Genomic DNA, 16,507 nt, shown 5'->3' with positions numbered 1-16,507 from the left:
GGGCGATCATGCTAACAGGATGCATGATCGGAAAGCTAAAGGGCCTCATCGATTCGTATGGCGAGGACTTCGTCATCGTCGACGTTCAGGGCGTCGGCTATGTCGTGCAGTGCTCGTCGCGCACTTTGCAGCGCCTGCCCAAGACCGGCGAGGCTGCGGCGCTCTCGATCGAGACGCATGTCCGCGAGGATGCGATCCGGCTCTACGGCTTCCTGTCCGATACCGAGCGCGACTGGTTCCGCCTGATGCAGACGGTGCAGGGCGTCGGCGCCAAGGTCGCGCTGGCGATCCTCTCGACGCTGGAGCCCGGGGCGCTGGCGACGGCGATTGCGACCGGCGACAAGGCGGCGGTGGCCCGTGCATCCGGCGTCGGGCCGAAGCTGGCGCAGCGGATCTGCGCCGAGCTCAAGGACAAGGCTCCGGCCTTCGGCCATATCGATGCCGGCGTCGCCGAGCTCGCCGGCGCGCTCGACGACAAGCGGCTGCCGCAGCCGGTCGCCGATGCGGTCTCGGCCCTGGCCAATCTCGGCTATCCGCAGGCGCAGGCGGTGGCCGCGGTCGCGGCCGCTTCGCGGGCTGCAGGAGACGGCGCCGGGACCGCGCAGCTGATCCGGCTCGGCCTGAAGGAACTGGCGAAATGAGTCGCGCGCCGGAACTGGTCCGCGAGATCGATGACAAGAGCGCCTTCCTCGCGCTGATGATGCGGCATTGGGGCTCGCATCGCATGATGATCGGGCTGAAGACCTATGACTGCGCCGAGATTCCGCTGCTCGGACTGTTCACGGCCGCCGGCGAGCCGCTGGCACTGGCGAGCTGGGCTCCCGACGGCGACACCGCGGTGCTCTGCGCGCTGCATGCGCTGAAGCCCGGCGAAGGCGCGGCGGAGCGGTTGCTCGATGCAGTCAAGGCGGCGGCGAAGGCGCGCGGCGCCGTCAGGCTGCGGGCCATGCTGACCAATGACAACATGCCGGGGCTGGCATTCTATCAGAAGCTCGGATTCCGCTTCTCGGGGCTTTATGTCGAGGCGATTGATGCCTATCGCTCGGTGATCCCGACGATCATCAAGACCGGCTATCAGGGCCTGCCCGTGCGCGACGCGCTCGAATTGGAGATCGCGTTGTGAGTGAACCCCGGCGATTGGTGACGCCCGAGCGTCGCGACGACGACAGCGAGAGCTCGCTGCGGCCGCTTTCGCTCGCCGATTTCACCGGCCAGGCGGCGGCGCGGGCGAATCTGCAGGTCTTCATCAATGCCGCACGCACCCGCGGCGATGCGCTCGACCACGTCCTGTTCGTCGGGCCGCCCGGCCTCGGCAAGACGACGTTGGCGCAGATCGTGGCGCGCGAGCTCGGCGTCAATTTCCGCTCGACCTCCGGGCCGGTGATCGCCAAGGCCGGAGACCTCGCGGCTCAGCTCACCAATCTCGAAGAGCGCGACGTGCTCTTCATCGACGAGATTCACCGGCTCAATCCGGCAGTCGAGGAAATCCTCTATCCGGCGATGGAGGACTACCAACTCGACCTGATCATCGGCGAGGGGCCGGCGGCGCGCTCGGTCAAGATCGACCTGCCGAAGTTCACTTTGGTCGGCGCGACGACGCGGGCCGGTTTGCTGACGACGCCGCTGCGCGACCGCTTCGGCATTCCGGTCCGGCTGCAGTTTTATACGGTCGAGGAATTGCAGGGCATCGTCGCGCGCGGCGCGCGGGTGCTCGGCGTGCCGATGTCGGATGACGGCGCCAACGAGATCGCGCGCCGGTCCCGCGGGACGCCGCGAATAGCGGGACGCCTGCTGCGACGTGTGCGCGACTTCGCCATCGTCGACGGCGATGCGATCGTCACTCGCAAGGTCGCCGACAAGGCGCTCAGCCTCCTCGAAGTCGACGGGATCGGCCTCGACCTGATGGACCGGCGCTATCTCACAATGGTCGCTGTGAACTTCGGCGGCGGTCCGGTCGGCATCGAGACCATCGCGGCGGCGCTCTCCGAGCCGCGCGACGCGATCGAGGAGATCATCGAGCCCTTCCTGCTGCAGCAGGGCTTCCTGCAGCGCACGCCGCGCGGGCGCCTTTTGACCGCGCATGCTTTCCGGCATCTCGGCATGGCCGAGCCCAAGCGCGATACGGCGCAGTTCGGGTTGTTCGGCGATGAGGAGGACGAGGCGTGATCGGCAGGGGCAAGGCGCTGGCCCTGGCGCTCGCGCTTTCCGGGCAGATCGCCATATCGGCCTCCCCGGTGCGAGCGGACGACGTCTCGCCGCGCGGGCCGGTCTCAGAGGCCTACGCCATCACCATCAAGACGCTCAAGGGAACCGGTAAGCCCGCCTGGCGTCCGCCGCATCGCGACAGGCTGATGAGCCGGGAGCTTGCCGCGCTCTTTGCCCGCGACGACCTCTACCAGGAGGAGAGCGGCGATATGGGCCAGATCGGCGCCGATCCCTTCCTCAACGGTCAGGACGGCGAGATCAAGAAGCTTAGCCTGGACACTATCCCCGTCGCGCCGGGCAAGGCGACGGTCGTTGCCAGCTTCCGCAGCTTCGGCAAGCCCGTCGCTGTCCAGTTCAGGATGGTGCTGGAGAATGGCGGCTGGCGCATCGACGACATCGTCGACCAGTTCGAAGGCAAGGACTACTCGGTCCGGGCGGCGCTGTCGCAGCCCTATGACTGCGGCTCGTTCATGGGCAAGCCCTGCAAGCGCTGAGCCGCGCCCCGGCTGCGTCTACTGGCGCGCGAATTTGGATCGCTGCATGGCCGGAAGCTGGCCGGCATGATCGAGTGCGCCGGACGGCGCTTCGCGATCGCTCTCTATCGGCTGCATGCCCTCGCCGGGGCTGCGACTTTCCGGCCGGGCCGGCTCGGTTTCCGCCTTGCGCTTCCGATCCAGCGCCTTGCGGGCCTTGGCCTGCTGGGCCGCGTGTCGCAGCTTCTCCATCGATTTGGTCTCCGTCCGGTTGCCCGGTGATAACCTGTGGGCGGCGGCGAGGTTCCCTTGCGGCCGGAGCGGGCGGTTGTGGTCGCGCTGCCTTCGGGGCTAAAGCTCGCGGCACGCCCGCGAAAGGAAGCGCGGCTGTGCTCTCGGGAGCCGGCCGCCTGAGAGCCTCAATGAACGAATCGAACGCTGCGCCCGCCGGCCACCGGATTTCCGTCCGCGTCTATTACGAGGACACCGACTTCTCCGGAGTCGTCTACCACGCCTCCTATTTGCGTTTCATGGAGCGCGGCCGCACCGAGCTGATCCGCGCGCTCGGGATCGAGCAGCGCGAGCTGTTCGACGGCGATCAGGCGCTCGGCTTCGCCGTCCGGCGCATGACGATCGATTTCGTCAGGCCGGCGGTGATGGACGATCTCCTGACGGTGGAGACGCGTCCGACGCTGGCGCGCGGCGCCACAATGGAGCTCGACCAGCGCATCCTGCGCGGCGAGGAGGTCCTGATCACGGCGCAGGTCAAGGTCGCCTGTGTCGGTGGCGGCAAGCCGCGGCGCATCCCCGATGTGCTGCGGCACCGGCTGGGCCTCGAGATCGTCTGAGCGGGGCTGCTCGGACTGGCATCGACCCGGTTCGAGCACCATGTTAGTGCCCGTAACATGAGCTGGAAACGCGACGAGCCCGGTCAGCCGCGGGGCTATCACCACGGCAACCTCAAGGAAGCGCTGATCCGCGCCGCGCTCGGCCTGATCGGCGAGAAGGGGCCGAACGGCTTCACCTTCGCCGAGGCGGCCCGCATGGCCGGCGTCAGCCCCGCCGCGCCCTATCGCCATTATCGTGACCGCGACGAGTTGTTGGCCGATGTCGCGGTGCGCGGCTTCATTGCCTTCGAGGCCGCCCTGGCCAAGGCCTGGGATGGCGGCAAGCCCGATCCGGAAACCGCCTTCCACCGGCTCGGCCGGGCCTATCTCGCCTTCGCGCATGACGAGCCGGCCTTCTATTCGGCGATGTTCGAGGCCGGCGTGCCGCTCGATGCCAGCCCGGAATTGCGGGCCGCCGCCGACCGCTCTTTCCAGCAATTGCGCCAGGCCGCCGAGACGCTGATCGCGGCACTGCCTCAGGGCAGGCGGCCGCCGGCGCTGATGATGGCGCTGCATATCTGGGCGATGTCGCATGGCGTCGCCGCCCTGTTCGGCCGGGCCGATGGCGGCAGGCGGCCCTTGCCTATGTCGGCTTCCGACCTGCTGGAGGCCGGGATGCTGGTCTACCTCAAGGGTCTCGGCCTGCCGCCCGAGCAGGCTGGCTGAAAGGCGGCGCAGCAGGCTTCGCCCAACGCGCACTGTCGTTCCGGCCAGCCCGGTCGCATCCCGGAAGCGGTCCGCACATCATTCAGAGGGCTCAGGCATTGATCCCCGGGGCTGTGCGCGGGGGGCGGCTTGTCCGTGCCGACGGGGAGGCGACTCAGAATTTTCTGCGTCTCGTCTTGAAACGCTTGGCAGTCGCGGCCAGATATGTAAATGTGATTTACATTCACACGGTCGGCATCCGCCGATCGGGGAGGTTGGCCGGCAGTGGCGCCCGCCGCTGCCATCTGTTTCGAGAGGGAACGATGCCGATCGTCGCCAAGCTGGACGAATACGGAAAAGGAGCCTGGATCGCCTTTGCGGTGCTCGGCTTCATCATCTTCTGGCCCCTGGGTCTGGCGACCCTGGTCTTTCTGTTTTGGAGTGGACGCATGGGACATGGTTGCGGACAGGCGCATTACGAGCATCGGATGAGCCGCCTGCAGGATAAGATGGACCGCCTGCGCGACCGCATGGGCGGCGGGCAGGGCTGGGGCCGCTCCGGTTTCGGTGGCTGGGGTCGCGGCCCGTCCAGCGGCAACCGCGCCTTCGACGAGTACCGCGAGGAGACGCTGCGTCGCCTCGAGGACGAGCAGCGCGAGTTCCAGGATTTCCTCGGCCGGCTGCGCATGGCCAAGGACAAGGCCGAGTTCGACGAGTTCATGAGCGAGCGTCGCCGGGGCACGCCGGAGGCGGAAGCCGGCGGCAACGCCTGACCGTCTGATCGCATCAGCGACCCCACAGCTTTCGCGGCCCGCTTCCCTCTGGGAGGCGGGCCGTTTTGCTTTCGCGACTCAGTAGCCGGCTCCGCGTTCCTGCAACGCGTCCTCGCGTCAAAGATGACCGGGGCCACCCTGGTCGGCAGAGCAGTATCGCGGCGGGCCGGCCGGGCCGGGTGCTTGGCGCAGCCCGCTGCATTGAAGCGGCTGGAACAGGGCGGCCAGCGCTTGCACCTGCGCATTCACGCCCTTGCGCGCGCCGCCGGGATTCGCAGGCAGGCCGGCGCCATAACCCGATGTTAACCACGAGGACTGTTAAGGTTGACCGGGCCTTAATCCGAAACAAGGCCTTTGGCGCGCCGAATATCGCCGTTTGGCCCATCTTTCGCCGGATTCAGCGGCGATTGGTTCTGACGGCATATCCCCGGAGCGCAGATCGGGCGGCGGCGCGAACTTCGCGACGCGTCTAGCGGGCTGTGCGGAGTCGGTCGGATTTCGCATCGGCCAGGCAGAAGGATGACAGGATGAACCCCGCCGCGGAGGTCGCGCAGGTCGCGCCGCAGATCGACATGTCGTTCTGGTCGCTGTTCTGGCACGCGCATTTCGTCGTCAAGATCGTGATGATGGGCCTGCTCGCCGCATCGGTCTGGTGCTGGTCGATCATCGTCGACAAGACCCTGCTCTATCGCCGCACCCGCCGTGACATGGACGCCTTCGAGGAGGTGTTCTGGTCCGGCCGCTCGCTCGAGGAACTCTATCGCGAGCTCGCCAACCGGCCGGTAAGCGACATGGCCGCGGTCTTCGTCGCGGCGATGCGCGAATGGAAGCGCTCCTTCGAGAATGGCGGGCGCTCGGTCGCAAGCCTGTCGCAGCGAATCGACAAGGTGCTCGACGTCACCATCCAGCGCGAGGCGGAGCGGCTGGAATCGAAGCTGCTCGTGCTCTCCACCATCGCTTCGGCGGCTCCGTTCATCGGCCTTTTCGGGACGGTCTGGGGCATCATGAATTCCTTCACCGCGATCGCGGTCTCGAAGAACTCCTCGCTCGCCGTCGTGGCGCCGGGCATCGCCGAGGCGCTGTTCGCCACCGCGATCGGCCTGTTCGCCGCGATCCCGGCCCTGATGGCCTACAACAAGCTGCAGGCCGAGGTCGCCAAGGCGCAGAACCGGCTCGAAGCCTTCGCCGACGAGTTCTCCGCGATCCTGTCGCGGCAGATCGACGAACGGCTGGCGGCTTAAGGGGCGGCGCGGATGGGCATGTCAGCCGCAGCCGGCGCCAAGGCCGGGGGACGCCGCCGCCGCAGCCGGCGGCACGGCGCCATCGCCGAGATCAACATGACGCCGTTCATCGACGTCATGCTCGTGCTCCTGATCATCTTCATGGTCGCAGCGCCGCTGATCGCGAGCGGCGTGCCGATCGACCTGCCGCAGACCGGCGCCAAGCCGATCAATGTCGACCAGAAGCCGATCACCATCGCCATCGACGACAAGGGCCAGATCTTCCTGCAGGACCAGCCGACGCTGGAGCCCGATCTCGTGCAGAAGCTCCAGGCGATCGCCAAGCAGGGCTTCGACGACCGGATCTATGTCCGCGGCCACAAGCAGGTCGACTATGGCCGCGTCGCCTCGGTGATGTCGACGATCACCAGCGCTGGCTTCAAGCGCGTCGCGCTGGTCACCGAGCCCAGCTCGCGGTGAACGGGGGAGTCTGTCCGCGTTGAAGATCTCCAGTTCCGAACCGGGCATGGCGGTTTCCGCCCTGGGCCACGCGACCTTCCTGGTCGCGGGGCTGCTGGCGTTTTCCTCGCCGAACCCGCTGCCGGAGCATATGGAAGCGATCGCGGTCGAGGTCATCGACCCTTCCGCGCTGAACCAGGTGACGCGCGGCGAGCGCCAGGCCGAGAAGGTTCAGGAGCAGCCGCAGCAGCGCGCCGAGCGCCAGTCCGAGATCGTCGAGCGCAAGGAAGCCGGCGAGGCCAAGCACGACACGCCGGCGCCGCCCTCGCGTCCGGCCGAGCTCAAGGTCGCGGAAGAGAACGTCGCGGCACCGTTGCCGCCGTCGCGGCCGACCCCGAAGCCGACGCCGCCGGCCGAACCGGTGAAGCAGCCGCCGCAGAAGACCGAGCAGGCCGCCGCCCGCGAGGCCGAGCAGCGCCGTGAGGAGCTGGCGAAGCTGGCCGAGGAGGCCGAGCGCGAGAGCAAGGCCAAGCAGGCAGAGGAAGAGGCGAAGGCCGCCGCCAAGGCGAAGGCTGAAGCCGAGGCGCAGGCCAAGGCGGAAGCCGCCAAGCTCGCCAAGGCGAAGGCCGAGGCCGAAGCCAAGGCCAAGGCGGAAGCCGAGCAGAAGGCGAAGCTCGCGGCGGAAGCCAAGGCGAAGCGCGAGGCCGAGGCAAAGGCGAAGCGCGAGGCCGAGATCGCCAAGAATTTCAATCCGAACGACATCGCCAAGCTGCTGCAGTCGAAGGAGCAGGCGCAGTCCTCGGGATCGAGCGCGCCGCAGGTCAACCGCACCGCCTCGCTCGGCACCCAGACGGGCTCCTCGCAGAAGCTCTCGCCCTCGCTGCGGGCTCAGCTGATGGGCATCATCCAGGACCAGCTGCAGAAGTGCTGGAACGTGCCGATCGCGCTGCAGAGCTCGCCCCGGCCGGTGGTGCCGCAGGTGCGCATGAAGCTCAACACCGACGGCTCGCTGCTCGGCCAGGCGAGCGTGACCAATTCCTCGTCCGACCCGCTCTTCCGGGTCGCGGCGGATTCGGCGCTGACGGCGACGCGGCGCTGCTCGCCGCTGCGGATTCCCGCTCAGTTTGCCGCGTATTATGACGACTGGCGCGATGTCGTCGTCAATTTCGACGCAAGGGACGTACTGTGACCGCGATCGACCGCAATCCTCTTCCCACTCTCCAGACGTTGTCGCGCGCGCCCGGATTGACGCGCCGCCATGCGCTGGCGCTCGGCGGTGCTGCATTCGCGGGCGCGGCTTTGCTGCCGGCCGCGGCGCGTGCCGAGCTCGTCATCGACCTGCGCAAGGGCACCTTCCAGCCGATGCCGATCGCGATCGCCGATTTTGCCGGCGAGGGCGGCGTGCAGGTCTCGACGATCATCACCAACAACCTGAAGCGCTGCGGCTATTTCCTGCCGATCGAGAAGGCGCGTCATCCCGAGAAGAACCCGCCCTTCGACAGCGTCCCGCAGTTCGAGGCGTGGAAGTCGGCCGGCATCCAGGCGCTGGTGACCGGCCGCGTCTCGCGCGACGGCTCCGGCCGGCTCAAGGCCGAGTTCCGGCTCTGGGACGTGCTGACCGGCGAGCAGATCGACGGGCAGCAATACTTCACCGACCCCAATAATTCCCGCCGCGTCGGTCACATCATCTCGGATGCGGTGTTCAGCAAGGTCACCGGCGTCGGCGGCTTCTTCGATACCCGTGTCGTCTTCGTCGACGAGTCCGGCTCGAAGGAGAGCCGGCGCAAGCGCCTCGCGATCATGGACCAGGACGGCGCCAATGTGCGCTACCTCACCGATGGCGCGATCTCGGTGGTGACGCCGCGGTTCTCACCGGTCGCCCAGGAAGTCACCTATATGGCGCAGCGCACCGGCGAGCAGCCGCGCGTCCATGTGCTGAACATCGAGACCGGCCAGCGCCAGGTCGTCGGCAACTTCCCCGACATGACCACGAGCCCGCGCTTCTCGCCGAACGGCGCGCGCATTGCGCTCAGCCTGCAGCAGGGCGGCAACGCCAATCTCTACGCGATCGACATCGGCTCGCGCACCACGACGCGGCTGACCTCGACCCCGGCGATCGACACCTCGCCCTCCTATTCGCCCGATGGCTCGCAGATCGTCTTCGAGAGCGATCGCGGCGGCTCGCAGCAGCTCTATGTGATGGGCGCCGGCGGCGGGGAGGGCAAGCGCATCTCCTTCGGCCAGGGCTCCTATTCGCAGCCTTCGTGGTCGCCGCGCGGCGATCTCATCGCCTTCACCCGCCAGGGCGGCGGCGCCTTCTCGATCGGCGTGATGCGCCCCGACGGCTCGGGCGAACGCATCCTGACCGAGGGCTTCCACAACGAGGCTCCGAACTGGGCCCCGAACGGCCAGTACATCATGTTCTTCCGCGACCCCGGCGGTCAGTCGGGTGGCAAACTCTACATGGTCGACATCACCGGCCGGGTGGAAATCCCGGTGCCGACGCCGGCCTTCGCCTCCGACCCGACCTGGTCGCCGCTGCTGACCGCGGCGCGCTGAGGCTACGCGGCCGGTCTCGTTCACGAGCCGGTGAGCGAGGCTTCCGCTTCGCGACCATGACACGTTCTCCTTTCAGCGTCGGCGTTGCGATGCCCGGCCTTGAAGGGAGAGCGGATGGCGCAGACGATTCCGGACCGCGACGATGCCGAAGACCTCGCCACGCTGCCGTCGCGGCGCGGCAGGTGGATCGTGCTCGGCCTGCTCTTCGCTATCCTGTTCGGCTACTGGGCCTCGCCCTATGTCGCGGCGGCACGCCTGGCCCAGGCGGCCAATGCCGGTGCGGCGGACGAGGTCCTCGGCCGCATCGATCTTCCGGCGCTGCGCATGTCTTTCGCCCGCCAGATCGTCCGCTCCTACATTTCCCGCAATCCGCAGGCTCGCGGTCTCGATCCGCTCGCCCGTCAGGTCGTCGCCGGGGCGGCGACTGGCTTTGTCGATGCGATCATCGCCGAGCATCTGACGCCCGCGGCGATAACCGCATTGCTGACCGAACGAGGCTCGGCGGCCCCTGCGGACGAACTGCTGGGGCCGGGGCTGGCGCTGCCCCGGGCCGGTGGGCTCGGCGATGCCTGGACCCTGTTCAGGAACTCCGGCTTCGATGGGCTGACGAGCTTCGCGGTGACGGTGCCGCCGAAGGCTGCGGCCGCGGACGAAATGGACGCCTATCGGCTACGCTTCGGGCTTTCCGGAACGCGCTGGAAGCTGCGCGCGCTCGAACTGCCCAAGACGGTGCTGGCGCGCCTCGCGGATGAACTGAAGAGCCGCACCGACCGCGCCTCCTGATGCAATTCTGTCACAGCAACGGGAATGCGGTCATTCGAGAGATTTGGTTAACCATGTGCCGCAATGCCGCCACTTCGCCTTGGTTTGGCAAGGTCTCGTTTAGGTTGATAGATCATTTCTTGCTGAACGTGCGATGCCGCCAAGGCGCGCTCTCGCCTTTGAAAGTCCGGAGAACAGACATGCTCGCGTCCCTCGCCGCCAGCGCCCGCACCACGCGCTTCGCCGTCGCCATTCTCGGGGCGCTCGCCCTCGGCGCCTGCGCCAAAGACCAGAATGCCGACGGCTTCGGCGCCGGCGGAGCCGCGACCCCCGGCAGTGCTCAGGACTTCGTCGTCAATGTCGGCGATCGCGTCTTCTTCGAGACCGACTCGACCGATCTGACGCCGACCGCCGTCGCCACCCTCGACAAGCAGTCGGCCTGGCTCGGTCGCTATCCGCGCTACACCTTCACCATCGAAGGTCACGCCGACGAGCGCGGCACCCGCGAATACAACTACTCGCTCGGCGCCCGCCGCGCCCAGACGGTGCGCGACTACCTCGCCTCGCGTGGCGTTCCGGCCAACCGGATGCGCACCATCTCCTACGGCAAGGAGCGCCCGGTCGCGGTCTGCAACGACATCTCCTGCTGGTCGCAGAACCGCCGGGCCGTGACGGTGCTCGACGCTGGCGCCGGCGTCTGACATCCTCGACCGATCACGCAAGGACCGGCGCTTCCCGAAAGGAAAGCGCCGGTCCTTTCATATTTTGGCCGTGGTATCGGGGTGTGATAGTTTCCGGTTCCGAATAATGCGGTTTGCTGGATGATGACTGGGTCGAAGTTCTTTGGTTCCGCCTCGAAGCGGCTGGGTGTTCGTTGTGGCGTTGCCGTGACGGCATTACTGCTGGCGATCGGGGCGGTCGCGCTCCCCGCGTCGGCACAGGATGCGGCGGATCTGCTGGTCCGCACGACACGGCTCGAAAACCAGCTGCGCCAGCTCTCGGGGCAGATCGAGCAGCTCCAGTTCGAGAACCGGCGGCTGACCGAGCAACTGCGCAAGTTCCAGGAAGATGTCGACTTCCGGCTCTCCGAACGCGGTGGTTCGCGCTCGGGCGCGGCTCCGGCCTCTCCGCCGGCGGCCCAGCCGCCGCAGCCCGCGCGCCAGCGCCGCGGCGATGCTTTCGATCCCGCGGCCAATCCCGGCTCCGCTGGCGCGCCGCGCCAGATCGGCGAGGTGATCGACGAAGATTTCGCCGGCAGTTCGACGGCAGGGCAGGGGCCGCTCGACCTCTCCGGCGTCGGCCGCTCGGCACCGACCGCGCCACGTGGTCCGAGCGTCGCTGCGGCCGGGCAGGCCGCCAGCCCGCGCGAAATCTACGACGTCGCCTATGCTCATGTGCTGCGCAAGGAGTACGAGCGGGCTGAGATGGGCTTTCGCGAATTCCTACAGAGCTATCCGCGTGATCGTCTCGCGCCGGACGCCACCTTCTGGCTCGGCGAAAGCTATTTCCAGCGCCAGCGCTATCGCGAGGCGGCCGAGCAGTTCCTGAAGATCTCGCGCGACTACCCCAAGGCCGGCAAGGGCGCCGACAGCCTGCTGAAGCTCGGCATGGCCCTGAACGGGCTCGGCGCCCGCGACCAGGCTTGCGCCACTTATGCCAAGGTCGGCGTCGACTTTCCGTCCGCCTCGAATGCGGTGCGCAAGGGCGTCGAGCGCGAGCAGAAGCGCGCCCGCTGCGCTTGAGCGCGGCGACCCACGCAGGCGCCGAGCCGGCGCCGCTCTGCGAGGCCGAGGCCGAGGCGCTGTTCGCGCCGCTTGCCGCCGAAGAGCGCCTGCTGGTCGCCGTATCGGGCGGCCCCGATTCCGTTGCTCTGCTTGCGCTGCTCACCGTCTGGGCGCGAGCCTGTGCCGGACGGCCGGCAATCTATGCGGCAACCGTCGATCATGGCCTGCGGCCGGAGGCCGCGGCCGAGGCGGCGGCGGTCGGGCTTTTATGCCGCGACCTCGATGTTCCCCATGTCGTCCTCCGTTGGGAGGGTGAGAAGCCCCGGTCGGGCCTGCAGGAGCAGGCGCGGCTGGCGCGCTATGAATTGCTCGCCGGACAGGCGAGGGCGCTCGGCGGCGCTGTCATCGTCACCGCTCATACGCTCGATGATCAGGCCGAGACCCTGCTGATCCGGATGGCGAAGGGCTCCGGGCCCGCCGGGCTCGCCGGCATGCGCGCCCGCACCTTCCGCCATGGCGTGCCGCTCGCCCGGCCGCTGCTCGGGGTCGCGAAGGCGCGCCTCGTCGCCACTTGCCTGGCGCGCGGGCTCGACCATGCCAGCGACCCGTCGAACGAGGATCCGCGCTTCACCCGGGTGCGCTGGCGCGCGCTGATGCCGCAGCTCTCCGAGGAAGGGCTGACGTCGGCCCGGCTCGCTCTGCTGGCCTCGCGTCTGGCGCGCGCCGAACAGGCGCTGGAGCAGCGGGCGGCGGGCCTGCTTCCCGCCCTGTCGACGCGCGGCGACGACGGTTTGCGGCTCGATTTCGTCGGCCTTTGCCGCGAGCCGGACGAGATCGTGATCCGCGTCCTGGCGCGCGCTCTGGCGGCGTCGCAGCCCGAAGCCGAGATGCGCCTCGAACGGCTGGAAAACTGTGCTCTTGCCCTGGCCGAGGCAGCGCGAGGCGGCGAGCCGCTCCGGCGCACGCTGGGCGGCTGCGTGCTCCGGCTTACCGGCGACGGAGCCCTGACGGTTGCACGAGAACCGCCACGGCGACGCGGCGTTCACCCTGAGGGGGAATGAGGCGAGCAAAACGCAGCCTTCCCTTGGCAAGAAGGGGATAGGCTCCTAGATTAGACCGTGAAAATCTCAGGCTCGTCCGGCATTTCCGCTGGAGAGCGGATCGGAACCCTGATGAATCCGAATTTCCGAAATTTCGCCCTCTGGGTGGTGATCTTCCTGCTGGTCCTGGCGCTCGTCACTCTCTTCCAGAGCCCGAGCCAGCGGGTCAGCACCAACGAGATCCCCTATAGCCAGCTGATCAACGAGTCCGAGGCCGGGCGCATCACCAACGTCGTGGTCGCCGGACAGGAGATCACCGGCACCTTCACGGATGGGCGCAGCTTCGTGACCTATGCGCCCTATGGCGACCCGGCGTTGCTGAAGACGTTGGCGCAGAAGGGCGTTCAGGTTTCGGCGCGGGCTCCTTCCGAGGGCACGCCGTGGTTCATGGCACTTCTGGTCAATTCACTGCCCTTCGTCATCTTCATCGGCCTGTGGATCTTCATGTCCCGCCAGATGCAGAACGGCGCCGGCCGGGCGATGGGCTTCGGCAAGTCGAAGGCCAAGCTCCTCACCGAGGCGCATGGCCGCGTCACCTTCGAGGACGTCGCGGGCATCGACGAGGCCAAGGAAGACCTGCAGGAGATCGTCGAGTTCCTGCGCGATCCCCAGAAGTTCCAGCGCCTGGGCGGCCGGATTCCGCGCGGCGTGCTGCTGGTCGGCCCTCCCGGCACCGGTAAGACCCTGACCGCGCGCGCCGTCGCCGGCGAGGCGAACGTGCCGTTCTTCACGATCTCGGGCTCCGACTTCGTCGAGATGTTCGTCGGCGTCGGCGCCAGCCGCGTGCGCGACATGTTCGAGCAGGCCAAGAAGAACGCGCCCTGCATCATCTTCATCGACGAAATCGACGCGGTCGGTCGTCATCGTGGCGCTGGTCTCGGCGGCGGCAATGACGAGCGCGAGCAGACCCTCAACCAGCTCCTGGTCGAGATGGATGGTTTCGAGCCGAACGAGGGCGTGATCATCATCGCCGCGACCAACCGTCCGGACGTGCTCGACCCGGCGCTGCTGCGTCCCGGCCGCTTCGACCGCCAGATCGTCGTGCCGAACCCGGACGTCGCGGGCCGCGAGAAGATCCTGCGCGTGCATGTGCGCAAGGTGCCGCTCGCTCCGGATGTCGACCTCAAGGTGCTGGCCCGCGGCACGCCCGGCTTCTCCGGCGCCGATTTGATGAACCTCGTCAACGAGGCCGCCCTGCTCGCTGCCCGCCGCGGCAAGCGCATGGTCACGCATCTCGAATTCGAGGACGCCAAGGACAAGGTCATGATGGGCGCCGAGCGCAAATCGATGGCGATGTCCGAGGAGGAGAAGAAGCTGACCGCCTATCACGAGGCCGGTCACGCCATCGTCGGCCTCTATGTCCCGGCCGGCATACCCGTCCACAAGGCGACCATCATCCCGCGTGGACGCGCGCTCGGCATGGTCAAGTTCCTGCCGGAGGGCGACCGCTACTCGATGAAGTTCAAGGAGTTCACCTCGCAGCTCGCGGTCGCCATGGGCGGGCGCGTCGCGGAGGAGATCACCTTCGGCAAGGAGAACATCACCTCCGGCGCCACCGGCGACATCCAGCAGGCGACCAAGATGGCGAAGGCCATGGTCACGCAGATGGGCTATTCGGAGGAGCTCGGCCTGGTCGCCTATGGCGACAATCAGGAAGAGGTCTTCCTGGGCATGTCGATGGGCCGCAGCCAGAGCATCTCGGAGTCGACGGCGCAGAAGATCGACAGCGAAGTCCGCCGCCTGGTCAACCAGGGCTATCTCGACGCCAAGGAAATCCTCAGCAAGCACCATGACGAGTTCGTCGCGGTGGCCGAGGCTCTGCTCGAGTTCGAGACGCTGACCGGCGACGAGATCCGCGACCTGATCGCCGGCAAGCGCCCGTCGCGCGATGCGGACGACACGCCGCACGCCCCGCGCGGCTCCGCCGTGCCGAGCGCCGGCAAGGGCCGCAAGCGCGGCGAGCCGGATGCGGGCCTGGAGCCTCAACCGCAGGCCTGAGACTGCCTTCCGGAAGAGGGAGAGATCGGGCGGCCCCATGGGCCGCCCTTTTCTTTGGAAGGCGGAATTTTGCTACGCTCCAGCACCGCAATCCGAGGTGGAAGCTTGCCTGGGCGCTTGACGGATATGTTTCGACACAATTTGTGAGAAGCTGAACGGGCGAACAGCCTGTATGACCACGCCAGGTAATGTCGAGCCGGCAAGGCTCCAGGGACAAAACTCGACCATGACACGCAAATACTTCGGCACCGATGGCATCCGCGGCCGCGCCAACGGTGTGATCACGCCGGATCTCGCGCTGCGGGTCGGTCAGGCGACCGGCCTCGCCTTTCGCCGCGGCGAGCATCGCCACCGGGTCGTGATCGGCAAGGATACACGGCTCTCCGGCTACATGATCGAGAATGCGCTCGTCGCCGGCTTCACCTCGGTGGGCATGGACGTGCTGCTGCTCGGACCGATGCCGACGCCGGCGGTCGCGATGCTGACGCGCTCGATGCGATCCGATCTCGGCGTGATGATCTCCGCCTCGCACAACGCCTACGAGGATAACGGCATCAAGCTGTTCGGTCCGGATGGCTACAAGCTCTCCGACGAGGTGGAAGCCGAGATCACCCGCCTGATCGATTCCGATCTCGGCAAGCAGCTTTCGGCCTCGCCGGCGCTGGGCCGCGCGAAGCGCATCGAGAGTGCCGATGCCCGCTACATCGAGTTCGCCAAGCGTACCATGCCGCGCAATCTCAGCCTGGAAGGTCTGCGGATCGTCGTCGATTGCGCCAACGGTGCCGCCTACAAGGTCGCGCCAGAGGCGCTCTGGGAGCTCGGGGCCGAGGTCATCGCCATCGGCGTCGAGCCTGACGGCTTCAACATCAACCGCGATGTCGGTTCGACCAAGCCGGAGGCGCTGAGCCAGAAGGTGCGCGAGCTCCGCGCCGATATCGGTATTGCGCTCGACGGTGACGCCGATCGTGTCCTGATCGTCGACGAGAACGGCCAGGTCGTCGATGGCGACCAGCTGATGGGCGTGATCGCGCGCAGCTGGCAGGAGGACGGGCTGCTCTCGGCGCCGGGCATCGTCGCCACAGTGATGTCCAATCTCGGTCTGGAGCGCTATCTGGCGGGGCTCGGCCTGTCGCTGGCCCGGACCGCGGTCGGCGACCGCTACGTGTTGGAGCACATGCGCGCCAACGGCTTCAACCTCGGCGGCGAACAGTCCGGCCACATCATTCTCTCCGATTATGCGACGACCGGAGACGGGCTGGTCGCGGCGCTGCAACTGCTCGCCGTGGTCAAGCGCCAGGAGAAGCCGGTCTCCGAGGTCTGCCATTGCTTCGAGCCGCTGCCGCAGATCCTCAAGAACGTCCGCTACAAGCAGGGGCGGCCACTGGAGGAGAAGCCGGTGGTCAGCGCCATCAAGGCGGCGGAGCAACTGCTGGGCGAAAGCGGGCGCCTGGTGATCCGGCCTTCCGGTACCGAGCCGGTGATCCGGGTGATGGCGGAAGGCGACGATCGCGAGCTCGTCATGCGCGCGGTTGATGAAGTCGTCGAGGCGGTGGCGAAGGCCGCAGCCTGAGTACACCGCTCGTTTCGCGGCTCCAGTCGTAGTCGCGGACCTAGACAATACGGCAACTCGCGATAGCGCCGGAGCCTTGCGCAAGGTTCCGGCGCTTTTTTGTCTTGCGGCTCGCGGCAGGTGCGGGTCGTC

The 16,507-nt window shown here is 67.6% G+C and carries 18 protein-coding genes; 17 read left to right on the top strand and 1 reads right to left on the bottom strand.

The annotated features are described in order from the left end of the window. Positions 1 to 23: 23 nt before the first annotated feature. Genes ruvA through RKE40_RS07685 form a run of 4 tightly spaced genes read left to right on the top strand, consistent with a single transcriptional unit; the run spans position 24 to position 2,699 of the window. Positions 24 to 641, top strand: coding sequence for a Holliday junction branch migration protein RuvA (ruvA, locus tag RKE40_RS07700; RefSeq protein ID WP_316017711.1), 618 nt, complete (start codon positions 24 to 26; stop codon positions 639 to 641). Beyond that, entirely contained in the window at positions 638 to 1,123 is a 486-nt protein-coding gene (locus tag RKE40_RS07695; protein ID WP_316017647.1) for a GNAT family N-acetyltransferase, read from the top strand. Before ruvA ends, RKE40_RS07695 begins: the two co-directional genes overlap by 4 nt. Beyond that, entirely contained in the window at positions 1,120 to 2,166 is a 1,047-nt protein-coding gene (gene ruvB / locus RKE40_RS07690; protein ID WP_316017646.1) for a Holliday junction branch migration DNA helicase RuvB, read from the top strand. The genes RKE40_RS07695 and ruvB overlap by 4 nt, the downstream gene beginning before the upstream one ends. After that, positions 2,163 to 2,699 (top strand): DUF3828 domain-containing protein, encoded by a 537-nt coding sequence (locus RKE40_RS07685; protein WP_316017645.1) that lies wholly within the window; start codon positions 2,163 to 2,165, stop codon positions 2,697 to 2,699. Before ruvB ends, RKE40_RS07685 begins: the two co-directional genes overlap by 4 nt. Before the next feature lie 18 nt (positions 2,700 to 2,717). On the opposite strand, the gene RKE40_RS07680 is transcribed toward RKE40_RS07685, so the two are convergent. Then, entirely contained in the window at positions 2,718 to 2,930 is a 213-nt protein-coding gene (locus tag RKE40_RS07680) for a hypothetical protein (protein ID WP_316017644.1), read from the bottom strand. A 170-nt stretch (positions 2,931 to 3,100) separates the two neighbouring features. Between RKE40_RS07680 and ybgC the strand changes: the two genes are divergently transcribed. From ybgC to glmM, 13 genes are all read left to right on the top strand, one after another. After that, the gene (ybgC, locus tag RKE40_RS07675; RefSeq protein ID WP_316017643.1) at positions 3,101 to 3,526 is read left to right on the top strand and encodes a tol-pal system-associated acyl-CoA thioesterase; all 426 of its coding nucleotides are present in this window, start codon (positions 3,101 to 3,103) and stop codon (positions 3,524 to 3,526) included. Positions 3,527 to 3,583: 57 nt separating this feature from the next. Further along, complete coding sequence (locus RKE40_RS07670) at positions 3,584 to 4,231, top strand: TetR/AcrR family transcriptional regulator (RefSeq protein ID WP_316017642.1); 648 nt, start codon at positions 3,584 to 3,586, stop codon at positions 4,229 to 4,231. A 302-nt stretch (positions 4,232 to 4,533) separates the two neighbouring features. After that, entirely contained in the window at positions 4,534 to 4,983 is a 450-nt protein-coding gene (locus RKE40_RS07665; RefSeq protein WP_316017641.1) for a DUF2852 domain-containing protein, read from the top strand. Between the two features lie 527 nt (positions 4,984 to 5,510). Continuing rightward, entirely contained in the window at positions 5,511 to 6,224 is a 714-nt protein-coding gene (tolQ, locus tag RKE40_RS07660; protein ID WP_066476097.1) for a protein TolQ, read from the top strand. A 12-nt stretch (positions 6,225 to 6,236) separates the two neighbouring features. Then, positions 6,237 to 6,683 carry a protein TolR gene (gene tolR, locus RKE40_RS07655; RefSeq protein ID WP_316017640.1) on the top strand — a complete coding sequence of 149 codons (447 nt, stop codon included), beginning with the start codon at positions 6,237 to 6,239 and terminating at the stop codon, positions 6,681 to 6,683. 46 nt (positions 6,684 to 6,729) lie between these two features. Then, positions 6,730 to 7,851: a cell envelope integrity protein TolA gene (tolA, locus tag RKE40_RS07650; protein WP_316017639.1), complete on the top strand. Its 1,122-nt coding sequence runs from the start codon at positions 6,730 to 6,732 to the stop codon at positions 7,849 to 7,851. A gap of 56 nt (positions 7,852 to 7,907) precedes the next feature. Further along, positions 7,908 to 9,221, top strand: coding sequence for a Tol-Pal system beta propeller repeat protein TolB (gene tolB, locus RKE40_RS07645; protein WP_316017638.1), 1,314 nt, complete (start codon positions 7,908 to 7,910; stop codon positions 9,219 to 9,221). Positions 9,222 to 9,335: 114 nt separating this feature from the next. Beyond that, entirely contained in the window at positions 9,336 to 10,004 is a 669-nt protein-coding gene (locus RKE40_RS07640) for a DUF2939 domain-containing protein (protein WP_316017637.1), read from the top strand. 179 nt (positions 10,005 to 10,183) lie between these two features. Further along, positions 10,184 to 10,684 carry a peptidoglycan-associated lipoprotein Pal gene (gene pal / locus RKE40_RS07635; protein WP_316017636.1) on the top strand — a complete coding sequence of 167 codons (501 nt, stop codon included), beginning with the start codon at positions 10,184 to 10,186 and terminating at the stop codon, positions 10,682 to 10,684. A 186-nt stretch (positions 10,685 to 10,870) separates the two neighbouring features. Next, a complete protein-coding gene (gene ybgF, locus RKE40_RS07630) occupies positions 10,871 to 11,725 on the top strand; it encodes a tol-pal system protein YbgF (RefSeq protein WP_316017635.1) in 855 nt (284 codons plus the stop codon). Next, on the top strand, positions 11,722 to 12,768 hold the full coding sequence (tilS, locus tag RKE40_RS07625) for a tRNA lysidine(34) synthetase TilS (protein WP_316017634.1): 1,047 nt from the start codon (positions 11,722 to 11,724) through the stop codon (positions 12,766 to 12,768). Before ybgF ends, tilS begins: the two co-directional genes overlap by 4 nt. 111 nt (positions 12,769 to 12,879) lie before the next feature. Further along, entirely contained in the window at positions 12,880 to 14,805 is a 1,926-nt protein-coding gene (ftsH, locus tag RKE40_RS07620) for an ATP-dependent zinc metalloprotease FtsH (protein WP_066476107.1), read from the top strand. Between the two features lie 226 nt (positions 14,806 to 15,031). After that, the gene (gene glmM, locus RKE40_RS07615) at positions 15,032 to 16,375 is read left to right on the top strand and encodes a phosphoglucosamine mutase (RefSeq protein WP_316017710.1); all 1,344 of its coding nucleotides are present in this window, start codon (positions 15,032 to 15,034) and stop codon (positions 16,373 to 16,375) included. Positions 16,376 to 16,507 lie beyond the last annotated feature (132 nt).

The sequence above is a fragment of the Allobosea rubneri genome, assembly GCF_032464875.1.
Classification (GTDB): domain Bacteria; phylum Pseudomonadota; class Alphaproteobacteria; order Rhizobiales; family Beijerinckiaceae; genus Allobosea; species Allobosea rubneri.
The sequence above is the reverse complement of the archived record's forward strand: the minus strand, read 5'-3'. Positions and strand labels throughout refer to the sequence as shown.